Below are 19,493 nucleotides of genomic sequence, written 5' to 3'. Positions count from 1 at the left end.
AAATTATTCCTTATCAAGAATCAAACCGTCGTTATTCCAGTATTCATCACCATCGCTGACGGTCTTCAGACTCAGCTTCAGGTAGTTGGTTACCTCAGAACCGCCATCGGTTGCATCCTTGGCATTTTCAATCTTTAACACAAAGATATCGCTATCAAGATCTTTTTCCTGCTCGCGCACAAAGCCAAGACATCTGCCCAAAGGAGAATCCTTGCCCAGAGCCTCTGTATTGACCTTGATGGTAATGTCAAAATAATGAGGTCCCTTGCCATCGCTGGCACCTTTTACGGCGGCAGTAATTCTGTCAAGTGCAGCCTGTCTGCTCTTACGCAGAGCATTGATGGCATTTTCCACACACAGACACAGCTCGCGCAGGAACATACCCTTAACTTTGTTTTTCGCAGCAGCTCCGGCATTCTCAATTGAACTGAAGATTGATGAGAGATTACTCTGCTTAAAGGCATCATAGCCTTCCCTGCGTTTCTCCTCAGCTTTGCCTGCGGCATTGGTAATCTTTGCCATAATACCGGTCTGTTTTAAAGTTGAGGCCAGCTGGTTTCCAGCATCCATTGCCTGAGCATCAAACTGACTGATAAGAGCTGCATATGGGCTGTCAAAATCCAGAACTTTAAGAGCACTTCTGTCTGCACCATACATCAGCGAAGCATGGCTCTTGGCTAGTGACATTTCGCTCTCAACCTTCTCTATTTCCTCAATTGCCTTGTCGAAAATCTCGCAGCCCTGCTCAGGGAAGTTATCCTCATGATCAGGATAAAGCTTTATCAGAAAATCCTCATAAAGCTTCTTTTTACCTTCAGAACTGAACTCAATAGTATCAATATCAGGGACAATCCAGCTCTTAGTAGCTTTTACAGATGAGAGTTCACTGATCTTCTTGTATGGTTCAATATGATAGAGCATGGTTGCCATAAAAGCCTGCTCATCAAACTGACGATATCCAAGATTTATAGGAAGAGTCGAACGCAGAGTCTTACCTGAGATAACATCTGAAACGGCCTCAAGCTGAGACTTATTGGCGTCATCCTTGAGATAGGTCTTATCAATATCAATCTCTTCTCCATTCTCTCTTGCCTTGATTTCCTTGGCTTCAGCTGAAGTATGGAATCTGTATTTGACTTCTCTGTCCTCAAGTTTGCACTGATCATCAACCTTACCCATATATCGTGCAGGAGAAGGAGCCTCCTGATAGTTTGGATTGATTCTGAAGGTTGAAAGATTGCTGATATTAGACTGCTTGATATAGCCGAGCAGAGCTCCTACTACAACAGAAGTCTTAGGATCACCGATCTTGCCGTTTACAAGAGTGAATGATGGATACCAGCTGCCGCACCTGTAGTCATGAAGAGAGATGATTCTGCGTGGAGACAGATGCGAATTGCTTTCGATCAGGGTTCTGATACCAGGTATCTTTGAAGGACGACCGGTTAAAATCAGCACATCGCACTGATAGGTATTAACAATGGTGTTCAGATAATTTAGAGATGAGCAGACATCATAGCGATCACCTACTGCAATCTCATGATTGATTTTATAGATATCAAACTCAAGCTCAATATCAAAGAATTTGTAGTCTGCACCTAAGTGCTTGCTGATAAAGTTGGCAACACAGTCATCAACACAGGCTTTCTTCTTTCTGTCAAAGCTGGCGATATAATCCAGATCTTCCTTGGTATCCAGAGCCTCACAGCGATCAATGCCATACAGGAACTCTGCTACAGTTCCCCTGTCAATTACAGAGGTAGTACCAGCAGGAGCACGATTCAGCTTCTCCAGTCTTGAAATGATTCTATAGGCAATCTTGGTAAAGACCTGCTCTACGGTCTGAGTTCTGTTTTTTACAAACTCAATACTGTCTGAGGAACCGGTACCGATGATTTTAGCTAAATCCTTGACGTCACCTAACTGAGGAACAATCTTCTCCTTGATCAGGTTTAATACCAGATCATCTCCGGCAGTCTTGGAACCGTCCTTTAAAATCTCACGGATTTCGACAGTGGCACTCTGATTACCAAGATCTTTTCTATCTCCAGATTCAGAATGCACTACACTTGGATAGCTGTAATCAGCAATCACAAGATCGGTAGTTCCACCACCAATATCAATTGAAGCAATACGGGCAGAGATATAATCAGCATCCTTGCCGCTGAACTTGTCACGGTTATGCTCATTGACACGGCCGTCTGCATCAGCTCTGCGGATGTGTTTAATAAAATCCAGACTGTTGCCGCCGAAAACCTTCTGAGTTTCGTTGTAAAGGTATACCAGCTGAGAAGTCAGAGTCTCATTCCACTTTAATATTACAGAAGGAGCCTTAGGGAACATTGATGATGCTTTTTCAATGTACTTAAACTCGGTAGCAGGAGTCTTGTCATAACCATAAGCCTTCCAGACAAGACCAATTGCCTGATAGGCGCAGGATCTGAATACTTCTCTTTCAAGATCAGGCATTGAAGGAGGAGTAGTTAAAACCACTGCCTTAAGTCTGCGTGGTCTTAAAGCATTAGCCTTGGTCTGACGGTAATGGAAGCTGTTCATCTGCATCATGGCCTGCATAATGATTTCCATCAGCATAAAGGTCATGGTGGACTTACCAGTGTAGTTGGCAAGAAGCTTACTCTCATCACCGGTGTCTGCAAACAGAGCATCACCGTAAGAATTGATGAATCTAGAAATAGGCAGATAAGTTGCAGAGCTTACATTCTCATCAAGTTTCAGATAGGAGGTATGATATTTGTCATCATCCTTTTCCTTCTCTCTGACAGGGATCTGATAATAATGATTATTAAAGTTCCACTTCTCAGATGTATTCAGCTCATTATCAAACTGCCACAGATAGCGCTTAGGAGAAATAAGACCTGTATTACCTTCATTACCAGCAGAGTTGGCACTCAGATGTTTTGCTTCGGTACCGACACGAACCAGTGATGGCCAGACAAAAGCATCAAGTCTGCTTGAGATGTCTGAACAGTAGTTAAAGTCAAAATTTGCTTTCTGGAACTGGATCTTGCTGTCGAAGGTGCCGACATATACATTTTCAACAGCATTTAAATCACGGATTTCAAGCTGAGGATTTCTCAAAAGAGATGATGAATGATCATCATCCTCTTCCATCAGAATACCACAGGAACGGGAATTTCCGACATCCAGAATCAGACTTACATCAATTGGAGTTTCACTGCCGTTTTCCTCAAAAGGCATTAGCTTGATATTGTTAGGCTCGACGAAGTATTCAAGGAAAGCTATCAGATTCAGATAATGCTTTTCAAAATAATTCTTCTCTATCCATTCTTTTTTGATTACTTCAACCCTAGGGTCATTGGTGGTCTTAGGATAGATTTTGTCAAAGACACTCTTAGCCCACTCTCTTACAAAGGAAGAGCCTGACTCATTGTCATTTAAAAGCTTGGTAGCAGCATAACAGCCTCTGAAGGTAAAGACATCGCTAATATCAGAGGAGGATGGAGCACAGTGAAGTGAAATGTTTTCATTGTCCAGCTTGGTATCAAAGGCAAAGGTTACGTGATATAAACCGCCCTCATCACGATCCTTCACATCAGACATATTGATAACACGGGCACGGGCCCAGTTTATAGGACCTTCATCATGACCTGAGCTGAAATAACAGATTGGGAACCATACGCCATTATAGAGATTAAGAGATTCAATAATATCTATAGGAGATATGTCTCCATAAACTTCACCCTTAGACATAGAGATTGACTCGGCACCTTCAATTACATATTTACCTGTAGACTTGTCTTCTTTAAATCTTGCAAAATGACGTCCACACAGAGGATGCTGCGCAAACTGACCTCTGGTGACAATTGAAGGGTATTTTTTTAGGAAATCGTCTTCTTCTGAAGAAAAGTTAATTTTAGAGTCGAACTCAAAATCAATGAACTGTATACCGGAATTAGCAACAAGAGAGATTGTCTTGTTATTTTCATCATTCTTATCTACTAGATTTTTTATAATGATGCGGTCATTTTTTAAATTCACTTCAACCACCCTACGTTAGTTATATATTCTAAGCATATAATTTACCACACAGAGACTTATGAGAGGATGATTTTGAGAGATAAAACAAATATATTGTGAGGTATTTCCTACTTGAAAAAAGTATAGAGAAAACCCGTATTGAAAAAAGCTTTTAAAAGGGGAATCAACGTTCGGATGGTGGGTCGTGAGGGGGTCGAACCCGCGACCAACGGATTAAGAGTCCGCTGCTCTACCAACTGAGCTAACGACCCATCGAAACGTTATAAATAGAAATTCAAACAGATGAAAATTTCAAATGCAGAATTTACAAGATGGTGGATGCTATAGGACTCGAACCTATGACCCTCTGCTTGTAAGGCAGATGCTCTAACCAGACTGAGCTAAGCATCCAAAATGGTGGGTCGTGAGGGGGTCGAACCCGCGACCAACGGATTAAGAGTCCGCTGCTCTACCAACTGAGCTAACGACCCAGCGATAAATCTTGCATCTTGCTTGGTGGGTCGTGAGAGATTCGAACTCTCGACCAACGGATTAAAAGTCCGCTGCTCTACCGACTGAGCTAACGACCCAAGCCTTGCAATTTGTTTGTTGATTAACTCAACGCGGACTATTCTACTAAATTTTTGAGATCATGCAAGCACTTTTTTAAAGTTTTTTTCAATTCTCTTTGCAAACCGCTTATACAAGCCGTAGGAATTTTTATATGCAGTTTAATAGCTTATACACACCTTCTGATGCTGTTTTCGCTCTCGTCTATTTTTCTTAAGGTCTCGTTTAAAACTTCCTCTCTGAGCTTCAACATCCACTCAGAAAATTTAACCTCATTCATGCCATAAGTTTTGTTCAGCTGATACTCATTCTCGCTCCATGATTCAATAGGAGACTCATTATGCTGAATTACTGCCTCTATCTTATCCAATGCCTTGTAGAGTTTTGCTTCTTTGCTCTCTAATGCCATCATTTCATCATAGAGTTTCATCATGACAGAAGATAGCTCCTGAGGAAGAGATTCTATCCATTTTCTGAAAAGTGAATCCTCAATCTTCTCGTCCGAACTTGTTTTGTTGAAAGATGGAATATCTCCTGTAAAGGCTTCTCCTAGATCATGAATCAGACACATGGCTATGACCTTGTCTATATCCAGTTCTGGAAATTCTGAACGAAGAAAAAGAGCCATAAGAGAGATACGCCAACTGTGTTCAGCGACACTCTCTGCTCTTCCTTTGGAGGTTGTACAGTGACGGGTGGTATCTTTTAGTTTTTCGGCAAAATGTACGAGCTGGAGGAATTCAACTGGTTTCATCACAATACCTGTTATTTATGTCTGACCGAAAAGATGTCAGATTAGAAAACACTTAACAAATTCGAGGGAAATAGTGGTAAGGAGTTAGACTCCAGCCTTTTATCAGACAGGAGTCTACATGGGAATCTTCTAAGGAGTATATGGTACCGGCTGAGGTCCTGTAACCACAGGCACTGACTCAACATCAATGGTACAGTTCTGATCCACATATTTGATCTTATCCAGTCTTGCAGGAAGAGAGGTCAGCCCCGGAAGCATACAGCCTTCACCAACAATATTACCTTGCTTATTGAAGTTTACAAACTGAATACCTTCAGGACGTTTAAGTTCTAAAGAGTTTACTCCGCGCTCCTTTAAGAACTGACCGTATACTCTCATAGCACCGGAGGAGCCGAACAGGCCTGTTGACTTGTTGTCATCAAAGCCCACCCAGGTAGCAACCACCTGATCAGAATCAATACCAACTGTCCAGGTATCACGGCTGTCATTGGTGGTTCCGGTCTTAGTAGCAATGGTTACGTTAGGGAACATATTGCCGATTCTGCGACCTGTACCAATCTTGGTAGCTTCTGTCATAACATACATTGTCAGATAAGAGTCCTTAGGATCGATGGTAGCTTTTCCCCTGTTGTCCTCACGCTCATAGACAATCTTTCCATCCTTAACTACAGTTCTTAAGGTGGTCAGATCCTTATACTGACCTTCTGTTGCAAGGCTGGTATACATCTGAGTTACTTCAAAAGGAGTAAGTTCAATGGTGCCCAGCAGCATTGAAGGATAAATCTGTCTTTCAACTTTTTCCTTATCAAGACCGATGTTGAGCAGAGTCTCTCTTACATGATTGAGACCAACTCTCATACCAATCTTTACGGTAGGAATATTCATGGAACGGGCCATAGCCACATATGTAGGAATTGGACCTATGAAGCGATTGTTATCATTATGAGGCTGCCATACCTTACCATCAGCAAGTCTAACCTTGATAGGAGCATCGTTGACCAGAGTTCCAAGATGAATTCCATGATGGAATGCAGTCAGATAAACAAAAGGCTTAATAATGGAGCCAACCTGACGACGGCCTTCCATAACTCGGTTAAAGCCCGCATACTGAGGGGTTCGGCTTCCAACCACAGCAGAGACTTCAGCAGTTCTCCAGGAACTGACAACCATGGCGGCTTCCATACCTTTACGGCCTGTCTCTCTTTCAATTACATTCAGCTCATTCTGAACTGCATTCTCAGCTGACTGCTGAGCCTGAGGGTCAAGACTGGTGAAGATCTTGATGCCGTTACCGGATAGGAAATCAGGACCGAACTTGGTTGAGATTTCCTTTTTCAGAACACCCATGAATGCAGGAGTCTTAGAGTAGTTCATTGAACCTCTCTTTATAACTCCAAGAGGTCTTGAGGAATACTGAACATACTCGGTATCAGAAATAAAGCCTCTTTTCTTTAAGACAGACAGTACAACATTTCGTCTTTCCAGAGCCTGATCAGGATGTCTCCAAGGATCATAATAGGAAGGACCTTTGATGATGCCGACAAGCAGAGCCATCTGATCCTGTGTCAGCTCAGAGATAGGAACACCAAAGTAGAAATATGATGCAAGACCAAAACCGTAGATACCGGCAGCACCGTTCTGACCTAAATAGATTTCATTCAGATAGGCTTCTAGAATCTGATCCTTGGTATATCTGTGATTCATGATAAGAGCCATAATGATTTCTTTAATCTTACGGCTATAGCTCTTTTCTGAATTTAAAAAGTAATTCTTAACCAGCTGCTGAGTAATGGTTGAACCACCCTCCACTACAGAGTGAGCCATGGTGTTTTTAACAAAGGCTCTGGCAATGGCCATGAAGTTCACGCCCATATTGGTTCTGAAGGTGCGATCCTCAATCTCAAGCAGTGTATTGATAAGTGCAGGAGGAACTTCCTGCAGCTGAATAAAGATACGGTCTTCCTTAGGATCAATTCTGTTTATTCTATCCAGTAAAACAGGATCCATTCTGATGTAACCTAATTCCTCTTTGGTATCTGCATTTAAGATCTGAGAAATTCTCTGACCGTTAAATTCAACCATAATTGAAATCTTGCCTTCTGATGCATCAGGGAAATCAAAAGGTCTGCGAATAATTACTACCCTGCCGTGCTTCTCATTCACAGCATATTCACCGGGGTACTGAGGATTAGGAACCTTACGGTATTTTAAAAGAGAAAGCTCATACTGCATCTGCTTTAAGGAAAGCTTCTGATCAGGATAAAGCTCAAGAGGTCTTGAATAGACTACAGCAGGAAGCACCCACTTATCATCAACACCAAACTTTGAAAGTACAACTGAATCAAAGTAAACAAACAGCAGAGCTAAAATTACAAAACCGGCGGCAAACACCTTTAGAGAAAACAGAGTAAGCTTTTTCTTCAAAGGCTTTTTGTTTTTATTCTTTTCAAAATTCTTATTGTGATTAGGCTGCTGATCCTGTTTATGCTGGTTAGTCTGACTTGCTTTTTCATTGTCAGAGCTCTGAGATGAATTCTCCTCAGAATACAGCTCTTCTTTTACAAGTGAAGGGTCAAACTCAGGTTCGATCTTACCGTCGTCATAATTGATCTGAGGCTGTCTTCTTTCATCATCATCCAAGGCAGACAGACCAGAAAGATAAGGATTTTCTTTATCGTTATTCATAAATAGTCTTTTGAAATTCCATCTAACTAAGAGAAACAAAGTCTCTCATGAAGGAAAAAAATCTTAAAGTTCCCACCAACGCTTTCTTTTTAAACCAGACTTCTTAACGCATATATACCTTTATATAAGGGTAAGTGCAGACTGACTAAAAGAACCTTCTATGCAATGGGTATACAAAAAAGCAAATGATACATCCTGAAAATTTGAGATAAATTATATCAGCATTAATTTAGACGGCAATTTATTATTCACCAATATGGTGAGAATAGATTTTTCGGTGTTAACAAAAAAATGTAAAAAACGCTACCTCTATCAATGATTTTAATATATTTAATTCTCTTATTATGGGCTAGTTCAAATATTGAACTTCAAATCTTGCTACAATCAAAATATTAAAGCATAATTGCTAACTCAAAAGATGAGCAATCTTTTAGAACAAAAAAAAATCTAAGAATAATATTTTATAAATACTTAATATAAATGCTGTGTTTTGGCAGTGATTAAGTTAAGGAAGAAGAATTATGGCTGACAATGAAAAGACTGCAGTGGCAATCGACTCCATGGGCCCTTTAGCTATCGCCGGCGTAGAACCATACCAAGAGCAGCCAGGCGAAGAATACATGAACGAAAAGCAGAAAGAACATTTCAGAAAGATTCTTACTGCATGGAGAGACCAGTTACGTTCAGAAGTTGATCGTACCGTTGACCACATGAAGAGTGAGGCTGCAAATTTCCCAGATCCTCTAGACAGAGCAACTCAGGAAGAAGAGTTTGCTTTAGAGTTACGTGCCCGTGACAGAGAAAGAAAGCTTATCAAGAAGATTGATAAGACTCTGACAAAGCTGGATAACGATGATTACGGTTACTGTGATCATTGTGGTTCCGAGATTGGAATTAAGAGACTAGAAGCTCGTCCAACTGCTGATTTATGCGTTGACTGCAAAGCATTAGCAGAAATCAAGGAAAAGCAGTTAGAAGGTTAATAGATTACCTCTAAAAAATACATTTCATAAGGTGGCCTAGTGCCACCTATTTTTGTTTATGTCCCAATATATAGGTAGATTTGCTCCATCACCAAGCGGCAGACTTCATTTTGGCTCACTTGTTGCCGCACTTGGTTCCTATGCCGTTGCAAAAATCAATGACGGAAAGATTCTGCTTAGAATCGAGGATCTTGATTTTTTCAGATGTAAAAAGGAATACACCAGGATTATTCTCAAGGAACTTGAGGAATTCGGCTTTTACTTTGATGGAGAACCATACATACAGTCAGAACACACTGATGTTTACTATAAAGTTGCAAAGAAACTCGTAACAGAGGGTAAGGCATTCTACTGCAACTGTACCAGAAGCTACCTCAAAACCAACACCTGTCAGTGTCTTCAAAAAGGCTTAAAAGAGGATTCTGAAGATAATCTTGCCCTTCGCTTTATTATTCCTAAGGTACATCAGGACTTTTTTGAAGATGAAATCTACGGTCAGATGAGCTTTCCTGTTCCTCAGGAATCACTGACGCTTATAAGACGAGACAAGGTTATCTCCTATAATCTGGCCTGTGTGGTTGACGACATAAATCAGGGAATAACCCAGGTTGTAAGAGGCTCAGATCTCATTGACATTACGACAACACAGATGTGTCTATATAAAGCTCTTGATGCAGACTATATCTCCTATCTGCATCTTCCTCTGGCAATGGCTGATGAGACCTACAAGTTATCCAAGCAGAACCATTCCCCTGCAGTCCTTGATCAGGGAACTCCATCAGAAATGCTGATTAAGGCACTGAATTTTCTAAATCAGGATATAGATGGTTTAAGCTCTGAAATGTCACCTAAGACAATTTTAGACAAGGCTTTAGAGCGCTTTGAAATCAAGAGAATACCTGTCGGAAAGAAAGTCATAGCTTAGGAAAGAAGTTTGCTAAAGAGAATTTGGCGCACAGTTGCGACACAGCTATCCAGATAGATCTGTATCACAAATTATTTTTTCGCATATAAATGATGATATAATGCACCGTGTTTGTTTGTTTTTAGGAGAAAAAAAATTAGCACACCTTTAGATTCACTTGATATATCAAGCCTTAAGAGCAGTAAAGCACTTGCTAAAAAACACGGCTCATCAAAACTTGAAGTGAGCACAGATGATCTTTGCATAAATCTCAATGAGATATCCAGTTATGCGATGCGTGTTGTTGCAACTCTGCAGAAACATCATTATGAGGCATATCTTGTAGGTGGATGCATCCGAGATCTTCTATTAGGAAAAAAGCCAAAAGATTTTGATGTATCAACAAACGCTACTCCTGAACAAATAAGACAGATTTTCGTATCAAACTCAAGAATCATCGGCAGAAGATTCAAGATCGTTCACGTGCTGCAGGGCAAGGAAATCATTGAAGTTACAACCTTTAGAAGCAATAAGGCTGCTCCTGCAAAACAGCACTCAGGAAGAACTCGTGTCAAGGCAGAGTCAGGTATGCTGATCCGCGATAATGTTTATGGAAAGAACATTATTGAGGATTCTCAGAGACGTGACTTCACTATTAACGCCCTGTATCTTGACCCTGTAAAGAAGGTTATCTATGACTTCAACGGCGGCCTGTACGATATGCAGCAAGGAGTCATTGACATCATAGGTGATCCTGAGACCCGCTACAGTGAAGATCCTGTCAGAATGATCAGAGCTCTAAGATTCTGCGCAAAACTAGACTTTAAGATCTCAAGAAGAACTCTGTCTCCTATAAAGAAGATGTCTTCAAATCTTAATGCTGTTTCAAATGCCCGTATGTTCGAGGAAGTAAACAAACTGTTCCTAACCGGACATGGACTGCAAACATTCAGAACCTTACGCAAGTACAATATTTTTGAGCTACTGTTCCCTTCTGCAGCAGAACTTTTAGATAATCAGAACTACATTAACTTCGTTGAGTACGCACTCAGCAGTTCAGATAAGAGATATCAGGAAGATAAGAGGAACATGCCTCACTTCCTTTATGCAGTTATTTTATGGGCTGTATTCCAGAAGAGAATGTTTATCTCCAACCAGACCTATAACAGCGCAGTAGTTCTAGTTCCTCAGAATAAGCTTATCAGTGGTCTTTTAAATGACATTATCACTGATCAGAACAAAATTACAGATATGCCAATGGCGGTTGCAGACAGTATCAGATCACTGTGGAGAATGCAGCTTACTCTGGATGATATTGATAACTGCAATGTTGACGAAATTTCTGCAAGAAATATCTTTAGAGCGTCATATGACTTCCTTGCTTTAAGAGGAAAGTTCGAGCCATATTTAAAGAGTGCAGTTGATTTCTGGGAGCCTTACTACATCAAGAGCAAGGAACTTGCAGATAAGAGAAAGGCAAGAAAGGAAGAACAGCACCTTGGCAGAAAAGCCAGAAAGAAAGAGAAGCTGGCTCAGAAGAAAAGGGCTTATGAGGAAAAACTGGCCTCAAAGAAAGCCAAAAGAAAGGCAAATGAGGAATCATTTGACGATGAGGCAAATCTTTCAGCTAAGAGAAAGAAGCAGCTTGAAAAGGCCAGAGCCTGGCGTGCAGCTATGCACCTGGATGTAAAATGACCCTTGCTGTTTTATCCTTAGGCTCAAATCTAGGTGATAGTTTAAAGATTTTAAAGGATGCTGTTTCCGATATAAAAGATATAAACGGAATCAGCAACTTTAAGATGTCTCCTTTTTACAGAACAAAGCCTGTCGGATATCTTGATCAGGATGATTTTATAAATCTAGCCTGCTCATTTGAAACATCTCTGGAGCCCCTCGATATTCTCCATAAAATGCAGGCACTGGAGCAGAAATATAAAAGGGTTAGATTATTCAGGAATGGGCCAAGAACTCTGGATATAGATCTTATTATCTATGGTGATGAGATTATTAACACAGAAGAACTCATCGTGCCACACCCAAGAATGCACGAGAGAGCATTTGTTCTGGCACCTCTTAGAGATATTGAACCTGATTTAATAGTTAGTACATTCAATGCAAGTGTTCTAGAGCTATATGAAAAACTTGCAGAAAAAGAAAAAAGTGATGTGGAACTTATAAATGGCTAAAGATACCGTTTCTATAAAGCTTATTGTTGGCCTTGGAAATCCTGGCTCACAGTATGAACATACCCGTCATAACATTGGTGTGGATTTTTTATATCTTCTGGCAAGAAAGTACAATATCGATTTAAGACCAGAGGGAAAATTTCAGGGAATCCTGGGTCGCGGCAATATTCATGGAAATGAAGTCAGACTTCTCTTCCCTACCACTTTTATGAACGAATCAGGTAGAAGCGTAGCTGCACTTTGCAATTTCTACAAAATCCAGCCTGAAGAGATTTTAGTCTGCCACGATGATCTGGATTTGAATCCAGGCTTCATGAAGCTTAAGTTTGCGGGTGGTCTTGCCGGTCACAACGGACTTCGCAGCATCACAGCAAATCTGTCTAATTCTCAGAACTATTACAGACTGAGACTTGGTATTGGTAAACCACCTTCAAAAGAAGTTATCAACTGGGTACTTGGCAGACCAGATACAAACGATCAGATTCTTATTGATAATGCATATAACACAGCTTTGGATGCAATTGATAAATTATTCACCGACGGCATTTCAAAGGCTACAGCATTAGTTAACGGTTATAAGCCTAATTAGGAGAGTAAAATGGGTTTTAAATGCGGTATTGTTGGACTTCCTAATGTTGGAAAGTCAACTTTGTTCAACGCTCTTACAAAAGCAGGCATCGCTGCAGAAAACTTTCCATTCTGCACCATTGAGCCTAATACTGGTATCGTTCCTGTACCAGATCCTCGTCTTGATGCAATCTCAGAAATTGTAAAGCCACAGAAGATTGTTCCAACCTCAATGGAATTCGTTGATATTGCAGGTCTAGTAAAAGGCGCATCAAAGGGTGAAGGTCTTGGAAATCAGTTCCTGATGAACATCCGTGAAACTGATGCTATCGCTCACGTAGTCCGCTGCTTTGATGATGAGAATGTTATCCACGTTGCAGGTCAGGTTGATCCAGTAGCTGATATTGATGTTATCAACACCGAGCTGGCCCTAAGCGATCTTGATATCTGTGACAAGGCCCTTCAGCGTCTTGAGAAGAGAGCAAGAACCGGTGGCGACAAGGAAGCTTTAGCTCAGGTTATCGCTCTTGAGAAATGTAAACCAGCTCTTGAACAGGGTAAGATGCTTCGTAGCGTTGATTTCACTGAGGCTGACAGACTTGCACTTCGCAACTTCAGCTTCCTGACCATCAAGCCTGTAATGTACATTGCAAACGTATCAGAAGATGGATTCACCAATAATCCATATCTTGATGCAGTTGAGAAGCTTGCAAAGGAAGAGAAGTCAATCGTTGTTCCTGTTTCTGCCGCTATTGAGGCTGATCTTGCTTCAATGGAAGAGGAAGACCGCAAAGAGTTCATGGACAGCCTAGGTCTTGAAGAGCCTGGTCTAAACCGTGTTATCCGTGCAGGCTACAAGTTATTAGGTCTACAGACATTCTTTACTGCTGGACCTAAGGAAGTTAGAGCCTGGACTGTAAAGGTTGGCGCAACAGCTCCTCAGGCTGCAGGTAAGATTCACTCTGACTTTGAAAGAGGCTTCATTAGAGCTCAGACCATCAGCTATGATGACTTCATCAAGTACAAGGGTGAAAGCGGAGCTAAGGAAGCAGGTAAGTTACGTTCAGAAGGAAAGGATTACATCGTTCAGGATGGAGATCTGTTCGAGTTCCTATTCAACGTTTAATTACTTTTTGCTATTAAATATCGGGGGCTTTTATAGCCCCCAAATTTATGGTTGCAAAACTCCTTTCATCCCCAATTACTTCCCACATTTATTCTTTGGTCTTAAGGATAAAAACTCATCAGCTTTTATAATTTCTTTTCTTACATCCTTATATTTACGCATTGGGTCTAATTTTTTATCATCAGTTTCCTTTAAAAGATGTTTTCTCAAAGCGTCATTATAACCACATCTACGCTTAACATCTGCCCCAGAAGGCATTGGAAATGGCCAGGTATGACCACTTACACCATAGGCTCTACATCTTCCACCGCCATCATAACCATTACCTCCACCGGCTGTACTTGCACAATGAGTACATTGCTTACACATACAATCAAGTACATGAGTAGCATTCAGATGTTCCATCGCAACCGAAATACGAAAATCATCGGTGTAGTTTTCCATTTTCTCAAGTTTTTCTTTTTTCAATTTCAGTCCGGCTTCATCTAAAGCAATTTTAGCCTTAGCTTTTTCAGAGACTTCCTTCATTCTTGTATAAGGTTCATTTCCAGCTTTATAGAGTTCACCATCAACTACACTGAAACTTACACCACAGTTGCAGGCACGGTCTGAAACAGCTTCCATGAGTTTCTGTTCAACCAGTTTTTTGTCACTATCTCCCCAAATATTCATTACATCGCAGAAATCCTGTTGAGCAAACTTATTTCTCCTGTTTTTTTCCTTTAAAAAGCATATTTTTCCATCTGGAGGAATCGCTGACATATAACCATTTTCAAGTTTGTTCTGAAGATCTAGAAAAGCCTCGAAGAGCTCTTTCTCTTCTTTACACTTGTCTATGTCAAAAATAGAAATATCTTGCAATTTTTGTCTTTTCTTAATATTTGCGTCATAGTATTTCTTGAAATTCAAGGCACATTGTCTGTTATTATCCTGAATATCCTTAAATATATCCTGAACTTCTTTGGTTCTCTCGAAAATCAAAGAGTTATTTTCCTCTAGTTTCTGCCATTCCTTAAATTGTTTCTCCAGGTAGGCTTCAACCTCATCATCAGTAAATTCGTTTTCTTTAAATTTAAGCTGAATGCAATTGTCGGAACTGTATCCAAATTTTGCACAGGTCTGACGTAATATTCGGGCATTCTCCCTGTGATTATCATTCAATATAGCCCCTGTTTCTTCATTGTAATGCAACGTCTTTGCCATTATGTTACGAACTTGAGAGGCAAGAGCATCTCCTCCAACAAGAAGAGGAACTTTTGTTTTTACATCTATTCTTCTGTTATATTCATCCTTAATATTTTTTTCTTCATCAGTAGATGCTTCAAAATCAGCATCACTCTGTCTTGTCATTTTCCATTTTGTATAAGCTGCAATAACCGCACTATCTCGAGCAAAATCTCTAACATCCAAAGCTGTGTGATAAGCTAGCCTTGCTGTAGATACAACTGCGGCGCATTTAGCATCAGCTCTACATAAGGATTCAGCTATGGCTGTTGCAGCACTTCCGTAGGTATTGGTTTTTATAACACCGTTATCAATGGTAATAAAGCTATCAGTGCCAGGGTCTGGCTTTGCATCCTTAAGAGCAGATCCAACTGCAAGAGTCTTATCAGCTCCAATAAGAATATTCTCATATTTTTGAGCCATATCGACATTTTTTAAGTATTTAAGACGATTAAGAAGAGGTTCTGTCAAAGTTGGAGCTCTTGAAGCCAGCGTTCCTATATTTGGATTTCTTTGAACAATCTTTGCCTGTCTTTTTAAGAATTCCTCAAATTGAGCATCACTCAAAGAACCAAAATAGACATTGGCTTTCTGCTTATCAGCACCGATAGCTTTAAGGAAGCATTCCGACTCGCCACAGGTATTGATAAGAGTCTTTAAAATAAATAATGAAGCTTCTTTTGCTGCATCTCCATATTTCTTTTCAGATAACGCATCAAGACCAGCAGCTCCGTGTTCTCTCAAATCGTTTCCTACTTTAAAAGCAGTCTGTACTTTTTCAAGACCACCTGGTACAGGCCATTCAGTCAACACCGATTGCGCAAAGCTTTTTAGTTCACTTTCCAAAGAGCTATCTCTTCCTAGGGTATAAGAGACTCGAGCATCCTCGAAAATTTTCTTTTCAATTTCGATATCACAGGCGTCTTTGAAATTTGCTACTTTTCTGAATTCAACTTTTGGAAGCAGACGAACTCTTTCTTCAGGAGAGTATTCAGAAATGAGTTTGTACACAGGTTCACTTTCACCCTCGTACTGAATATTAAGATCATACTTTGTGGATAAATCAGGGATAGTAATTGATGAAGAAATCAATCTTGGAGGGTTAAGCGTGATATGTACACTCATAAGGTCCTCAATATCTTTTAGAACCTCCTGCTCAACTTGACGGACATCTGCTTCACCTTTAATTTCGAGCTCAGAACTTGTAAGAAGTTGACCTTTTTCATCATTTCTATCAAACATTCTTAATTCATATTTTCCAGCCTCAAGCCCACTAGAATCGATAACTTGTTCTATTCCATAACGCTTATGATTCAGATTAAAAATACGATCCTTTGCAGCCTTGAAGCTACTATCTGGATCCTTTGGTGTGTCTTTTGGGACCAGACCAATAAAGGCTGACTTATTTAAATTACTTGATGCTGTAAAATCAAATTTTATATATCCTCCTAGATGGATCTGATTTGAGTAAAGTTCTAAAGAAGGAATGATAGAAGCATCCGAAGGATTAGGAATTACTCTAAACGAAGATACAAACTTAGGAGTTTCATCTTTTTCTTTTTCGTACAGTTCAACCTTATATTCACCAGTTTCATACAAGGCATCTTCTTCATAAAGATTTGACAAGACAACACTAGATGAAACAGAACGGTCCAGAATTGCTTTATCAGAGTCTTCCTTTTTAAGTAGATACTTAGTTCGTTCTGTATTCTCAGGTTTTCCGATTATTGCATGAACCTTTACCCCTGAAACATACTCAGGCATGGTCAGAAGCTGATACTCATCAGTTACGTTAGGTCTTTTGATGGTAACAGGAATGGAGGCTAATGGAAGTGAATACAAATAATTATATGAGCTATACTTCCTACTGCCTGATGGTCTTAGCTGTAATACATAATCGCCCTCTTCAGCAGGAGCTTTAATATTCATATAATCGACATTAACTAGACCATCTTCGTTAGCATAGATGTCATCTGAATGATTATAGCGTTTATCCCTGATTTCTTTATATCTTTTCTCAGAATCCTCTGCTTTTACAAGCATCAGATTTAAACAATCAAAATCATCCAGTCCATTTACTTTTAAACAGATTTCTTCATCTGGTGCAAAAATATTACGTTCAAGTTCAAATGCAGGAGTTATCTCGGATCTTACTTTGAAGGAATATCTTGCTATACAGGCACCAGCATTATCATTGAACATTCTGATTTCATAGTTTCCCTGATTAAGGGGCGTGATAAACTCACAAAGTCCATCAGCGGAATCTTTATAAAACGAGTCCTGCTCTGTGTTACTCTTGGTTTGCTCGTATGTTTCAAGAGGAAATGAAGATTTAACCAAGGCAAAATAAACTCTGGTATTCTTCTTGTCTGAATTTATATATCTGACGACAATAGGCGAATTAGGTTTAAAGGTATCGGTATTATCAGGTCCAAAAATATTGCAGTCTGAAACAATGGACTCAGTTTTCCCTTCATTTTCATCTGTTAGTTTTGCAGGAATACTCTTTACCAGCAGCTCTCCATGATTACCGAAAAACTTTTGAAACACCTGTTTTGTTAAATTTAGTCTCTCAGCGTAAATATCCTTGTAACTTTTTACTATAGTTGCCCCCAATGCTCTTAGGGCTTCAGATAAAGCTTCTTTATTAACCTCAACTGTTGCAATAAGCTCAACTCGGTTATTTTTTTTATTTGAAGAACTGATAACAGGCTTAGCAGAATAATTATCAGCCTTGGCTATAATTCCTCTTAACTCTTTGACATGGCTTTTTACAAAATCTTGTTGTAACATGTCATTCATGACAGTTCTTACTGCAGCAACTTGAGCATTAACAATTGCTGTATTCTCATCTTTACCAACAGCCTTCACTTCAAGATTTTCAGCAAACACCGAATTTAACTGAAAGGTAAAACAAAAGACACAAACAAGAAGAGAGAAAGTTATCTTTTTTATTCTGAAACTGAACTTATTCATAGTTTTTTCTCTCCGCTAAGATATGCCTCGACTTCATGACTCTCTTTTGTGTATTTTGGATGAGAGTACAACACACTGCTTCTTAGGTAATCTAAAGCACTTTTACCATTCTTATCCTTAACAGAAGGATCTGCTCCTGCCTTAAGAAGGGCCCTTACAATGCTGTTTTTGGGATCATAAAGCCCCATTGTCATCAGAGGAGTATGTCCATCATTATCAGCTTTATTAACATCTGCCCCATGTTTTATCAAAGTCTCGATAAGTCTTGATTCAAGTGAAAGCTGCAGTGCTGCCATTAAAGGAGTCATTCCGTTGCTATTAGGTGCATTAACATCAGCTCCAGCCTTTATCAAAGTCTCAATTCCCTCGTTACTCATCTCCCCTTTTAGCGCATAGAACAAAATAGGATTGAAAGAATTGTCATAATCAAGAGGAGCTTTAGCTTCAAGTAACCTTGTTACACATTTTGAACAACCATTTGCTGCAGCAGCCATCATCACATTCAGACCGGAATTATTCACGGCATCTGTTTTGGCATTATGTTCAAGCAGAAGATTCAAAGCATTCATTAGTGATGATTCAGATCTGTTACCTTTTAGTAAGGCAAACAGTCTTAAAAGAGGTGTATTGCCCTCTTTGTCCCTAACCTCAAGATCTTCACCTTTAGAGAGAAATAGCTTTAACAGATTGGTGTTTTTTTCATTATCAATTGGATAATCGAGAATAAAGTGAAGAGCAGTGTCACCGTAATTATTTTTGGTGTTAACTTTAGCGCCGCAGTTCAAAAGCAGTTCGACATTTTCAGGAGAAAATGACAAAGATCGAGAAGAATCACCCAAAGTTTTTTGAAGGACACTAACTCCATCCTTACCAATAAGATTGAAATCTGCTTTAAGTTCTCCAAGCAGTCTAAAAGCCTGTTCCTGATGAGGGTAGAATTTTGAATATAAGGAATTACGTCTAAACAGCCTGAAAATCAGATAATCACCATCTCCTCCAGGAGAATTTATAGCTTCAACAGGAGGTTTAGACTCTAGAATTTTGACAATTGCGGTCTTATCAGAATCATTGCTTTCAGCAAAAAGAAGAGCATTTTCCTGATTGTCAGCTTTAAGTGTAAAATCGACTTTTCCGGAACTTAAGAATGGTTCAATAAATTTGGATTCTCTTAATGCAGCAGCAATCATAAAAGGGGTAAAACCATAGACACCTTTTAAATTAGGATCAGCTCCTTTATCTAAGGCCTTTTTTATCAGATCTGGAGTTTTAGCTCTTTGGGTAATAAAACTAAATAGAGAACGGTTGCCTATTTGAGAATTAAGGTTTACATCACCTTTATCTAGAAACTCTGTAATTTTCTTTTCTGTACTCTCGGAATATTGTGAGCCGCTATAGACTACAGCATTAATCAACTCCTTTGAGTTAGCTGCATAAACATTGGAAATAATGCTAAAAACTAGGATAATCAAAGCTCTTTTCAAAAAGTTAACTATACCCATTAGTGGCTCCTAACAATAAA

Annotated in this window: 11 protein-coding genes and 4 tRNA genes; 6 read left to right on the top strand and 9 right to left on the bottom strand. The window is 39.7% G+C overall.

The window, feature by feature from the left end; translation table 11 throughout:
* Positions 1-3: 3 nt before the first annotated feature.
* From BM308_RS01770 to mrcB, 7 genes are all read right to left on the bottom strand, one after another.
* Entirely contained in the window at positions 4-4,020 is a 4,017-nt protein-coding gene (locus tag BM308_RS01770; protein ID WP_074942581.1) for a virulence factor SrfB, read from the bottom strand.
* A gap of 175 nt (positions 4,021-4,195) precedes the next feature.
* Positions 4,196-4,271: transfer RNA gene (locus tag BM308_RS01765), tRNA-Lys, on the bottom strand.
* Between the two features lie 61 nt (positions 4,272-4,332).
* Positions 4,333-4,410 (bottom strand) — tRNA-Val (locus BM308_RS01760).
* 4 nt (positions 4,411-4,414) lie between these two features.
* Positions 4,415-4,490: transfer RNA gene (locus tag BM308_RS01755), tRNA-Lys, on the bottom strand.
* Positions 4,491-4,513: 23 nt separating this feature from the next.
* A tRNA-Lys gene (locus tag BM308_RS01750) sits at positions 4,514-4,589 on the bottom strand.
* Positions 4,590-4,738: 149 nt separating this feature from the next.
* Entirely contained in the window at positions 4,739-5,323 is a 585-nt protein-coding gene (locus tag BM308_RS01745; protein WP_074942580.1) for an HD domain-containing protein, read from the bottom strand.
* Positions 5,324-5,452: 129 nt separating this feature from the next.
* Positions 5,453-8,008, bottom strand: a complete 2,556-nt coding sequence (gene mrcB / locus BM308_RS01740; protein WP_074942579.1) for a penicillin-binding protein 1B — start codon at positions 8,006-8,008, stop codon at positions 5,453-5,455.
* 521 nt (positions 8,009-8,529) lie between these two features.
* Between mrcB and dksA the strand changes: the two genes are divergently transcribed.
* The 6 genes from dksA to ychF all read left to right on the top strand — a co-directional run bounded on the left by dksA (position 8,530) and on the right by ychF (position 13,774).
* A complete protein-coding gene (dksA, locus tag BM308_RS01735; protein ID WP_074942578.1) occupies positions 8,530-8,991 on the top strand; it encodes an RNA polymerase-binding protein DksA in 462 nt (153 codons plus the stop codon).
* Positions 8,992-9,049: 58 nt separating this feature from the next.
* Positions 9,050-9,916 (top strand): tRNA glutamyl-Q(34) synthetase GluQRS, encoded by an 867-nt coding sequence (gene gluQRS, locus BM308_RS01730; RefSeq protein ID WP_074942577.1) that lies wholly within the window; start codon positions 9,050-9,052, stop codon positions 9,914-9,916.
* Between the two features lie 222 nt (positions 9,917-10,138).
* The gene (gene pcnB / locus BM308_RS01725) at positions 10,139-11,590 is read left to right on the top strand and encodes a polynucleotide adenylyltransferase PcnB (protein ID WP_143098546.1); all 1,452 of its coding nucleotides are present in this window, start codon (positions 10,139-10,141) and stop codon (positions 11,588-11,590) included.
* The gene (gene folK / locus BM308_RS01720; RefSeq protein WP_074942575.1) at positions 11,587-12,081 is read left to right on the top strand and encodes a 2-amino-4-hydroxy-6-hydroxymethyldihydropteridine diphosphokinase; all 495 of its coding nucleotides are present in this window, start codon (positions 11,587-11,589) and stop codon (positions 12,079-12,081) included. The genes pcnB and folK overlap by 4 nt, the downstream gene beginning before the upstream one ends.
* A complete protein-coding gene (gene pth / locus BM308_RS01715) occupies positions 12,074-12,670 on the top strand; it encodes an aminoacyl-tRNA hydrolase (RefSeq protein ID WP_074942574.1) in 597 nt (198 codons plus the stop codon). The genes folK and pth overlap by 8 nt, the downstream gene beginning before the upstream one ends.
* A gap of 9 nt (positions 12,671-12,679) precedes the next feature.
* The gene (ychF, locus tag BM308_RS01710; RefSeq protein WP_074942573.1) at positions 12,680-13,774 is read left to right on the top strand and encodes a redox-regulated ATPase YchF; all 1,095 of its coding nucleotides are present in this window, start codon (positions 12,680-12,682) and stop codon (positions 13,772-13,774) included.
* Between the two features lie 75 nt (positions 13,775-13,849).
* Here the strand turns inward: ychF and BM308_RS01705 are convergent, their stop codons facing one another.
* The gene (locus tag BM308_RS01705) at positions 13,850-17,974 is read right to left on the bottom strand and encodes a hypothetical protein (RefSeq protein WP_074942572.1); all 4,125 of its coding nucleotides are present in this window, start codon (positions 17,972-17,974) and stop codon (positions 13,850-13,852) included.
* A complete protein-coding gene (locus BM308_RS01700) occupies positions 17,971-19,473 on the bottom strand; it encodes an ankyrin repeat domain-containing protein (protein WP_074942571.1) in 1,503 nt (500 codons plus the stop codon). Before BM308_RS01700 ends, BM308_RS01705 begins: the two co-directional genes overlap by 4 nt.
* Between the last annotated feature and the right edge of the window lie 20 nt (positions 19,474-19,493).

Source organism: Succinivibrio dextrinosolvens, from assembly GCF_900116345.1.
GTDB classification, from domain to species: domain Bacteria; phylum Pseudomonadota; class Gammaproteobacteria; order Enterobacterales; family Succinivibrionaceae; genus Succinivibrio; species Succinivibrio dextrinosolvens_B.
The sequence above is the reverse complement of the archived record's forward strand: the minus strand, read 5'-3'. Positions and strand labels throughout refer to the sequence as shown.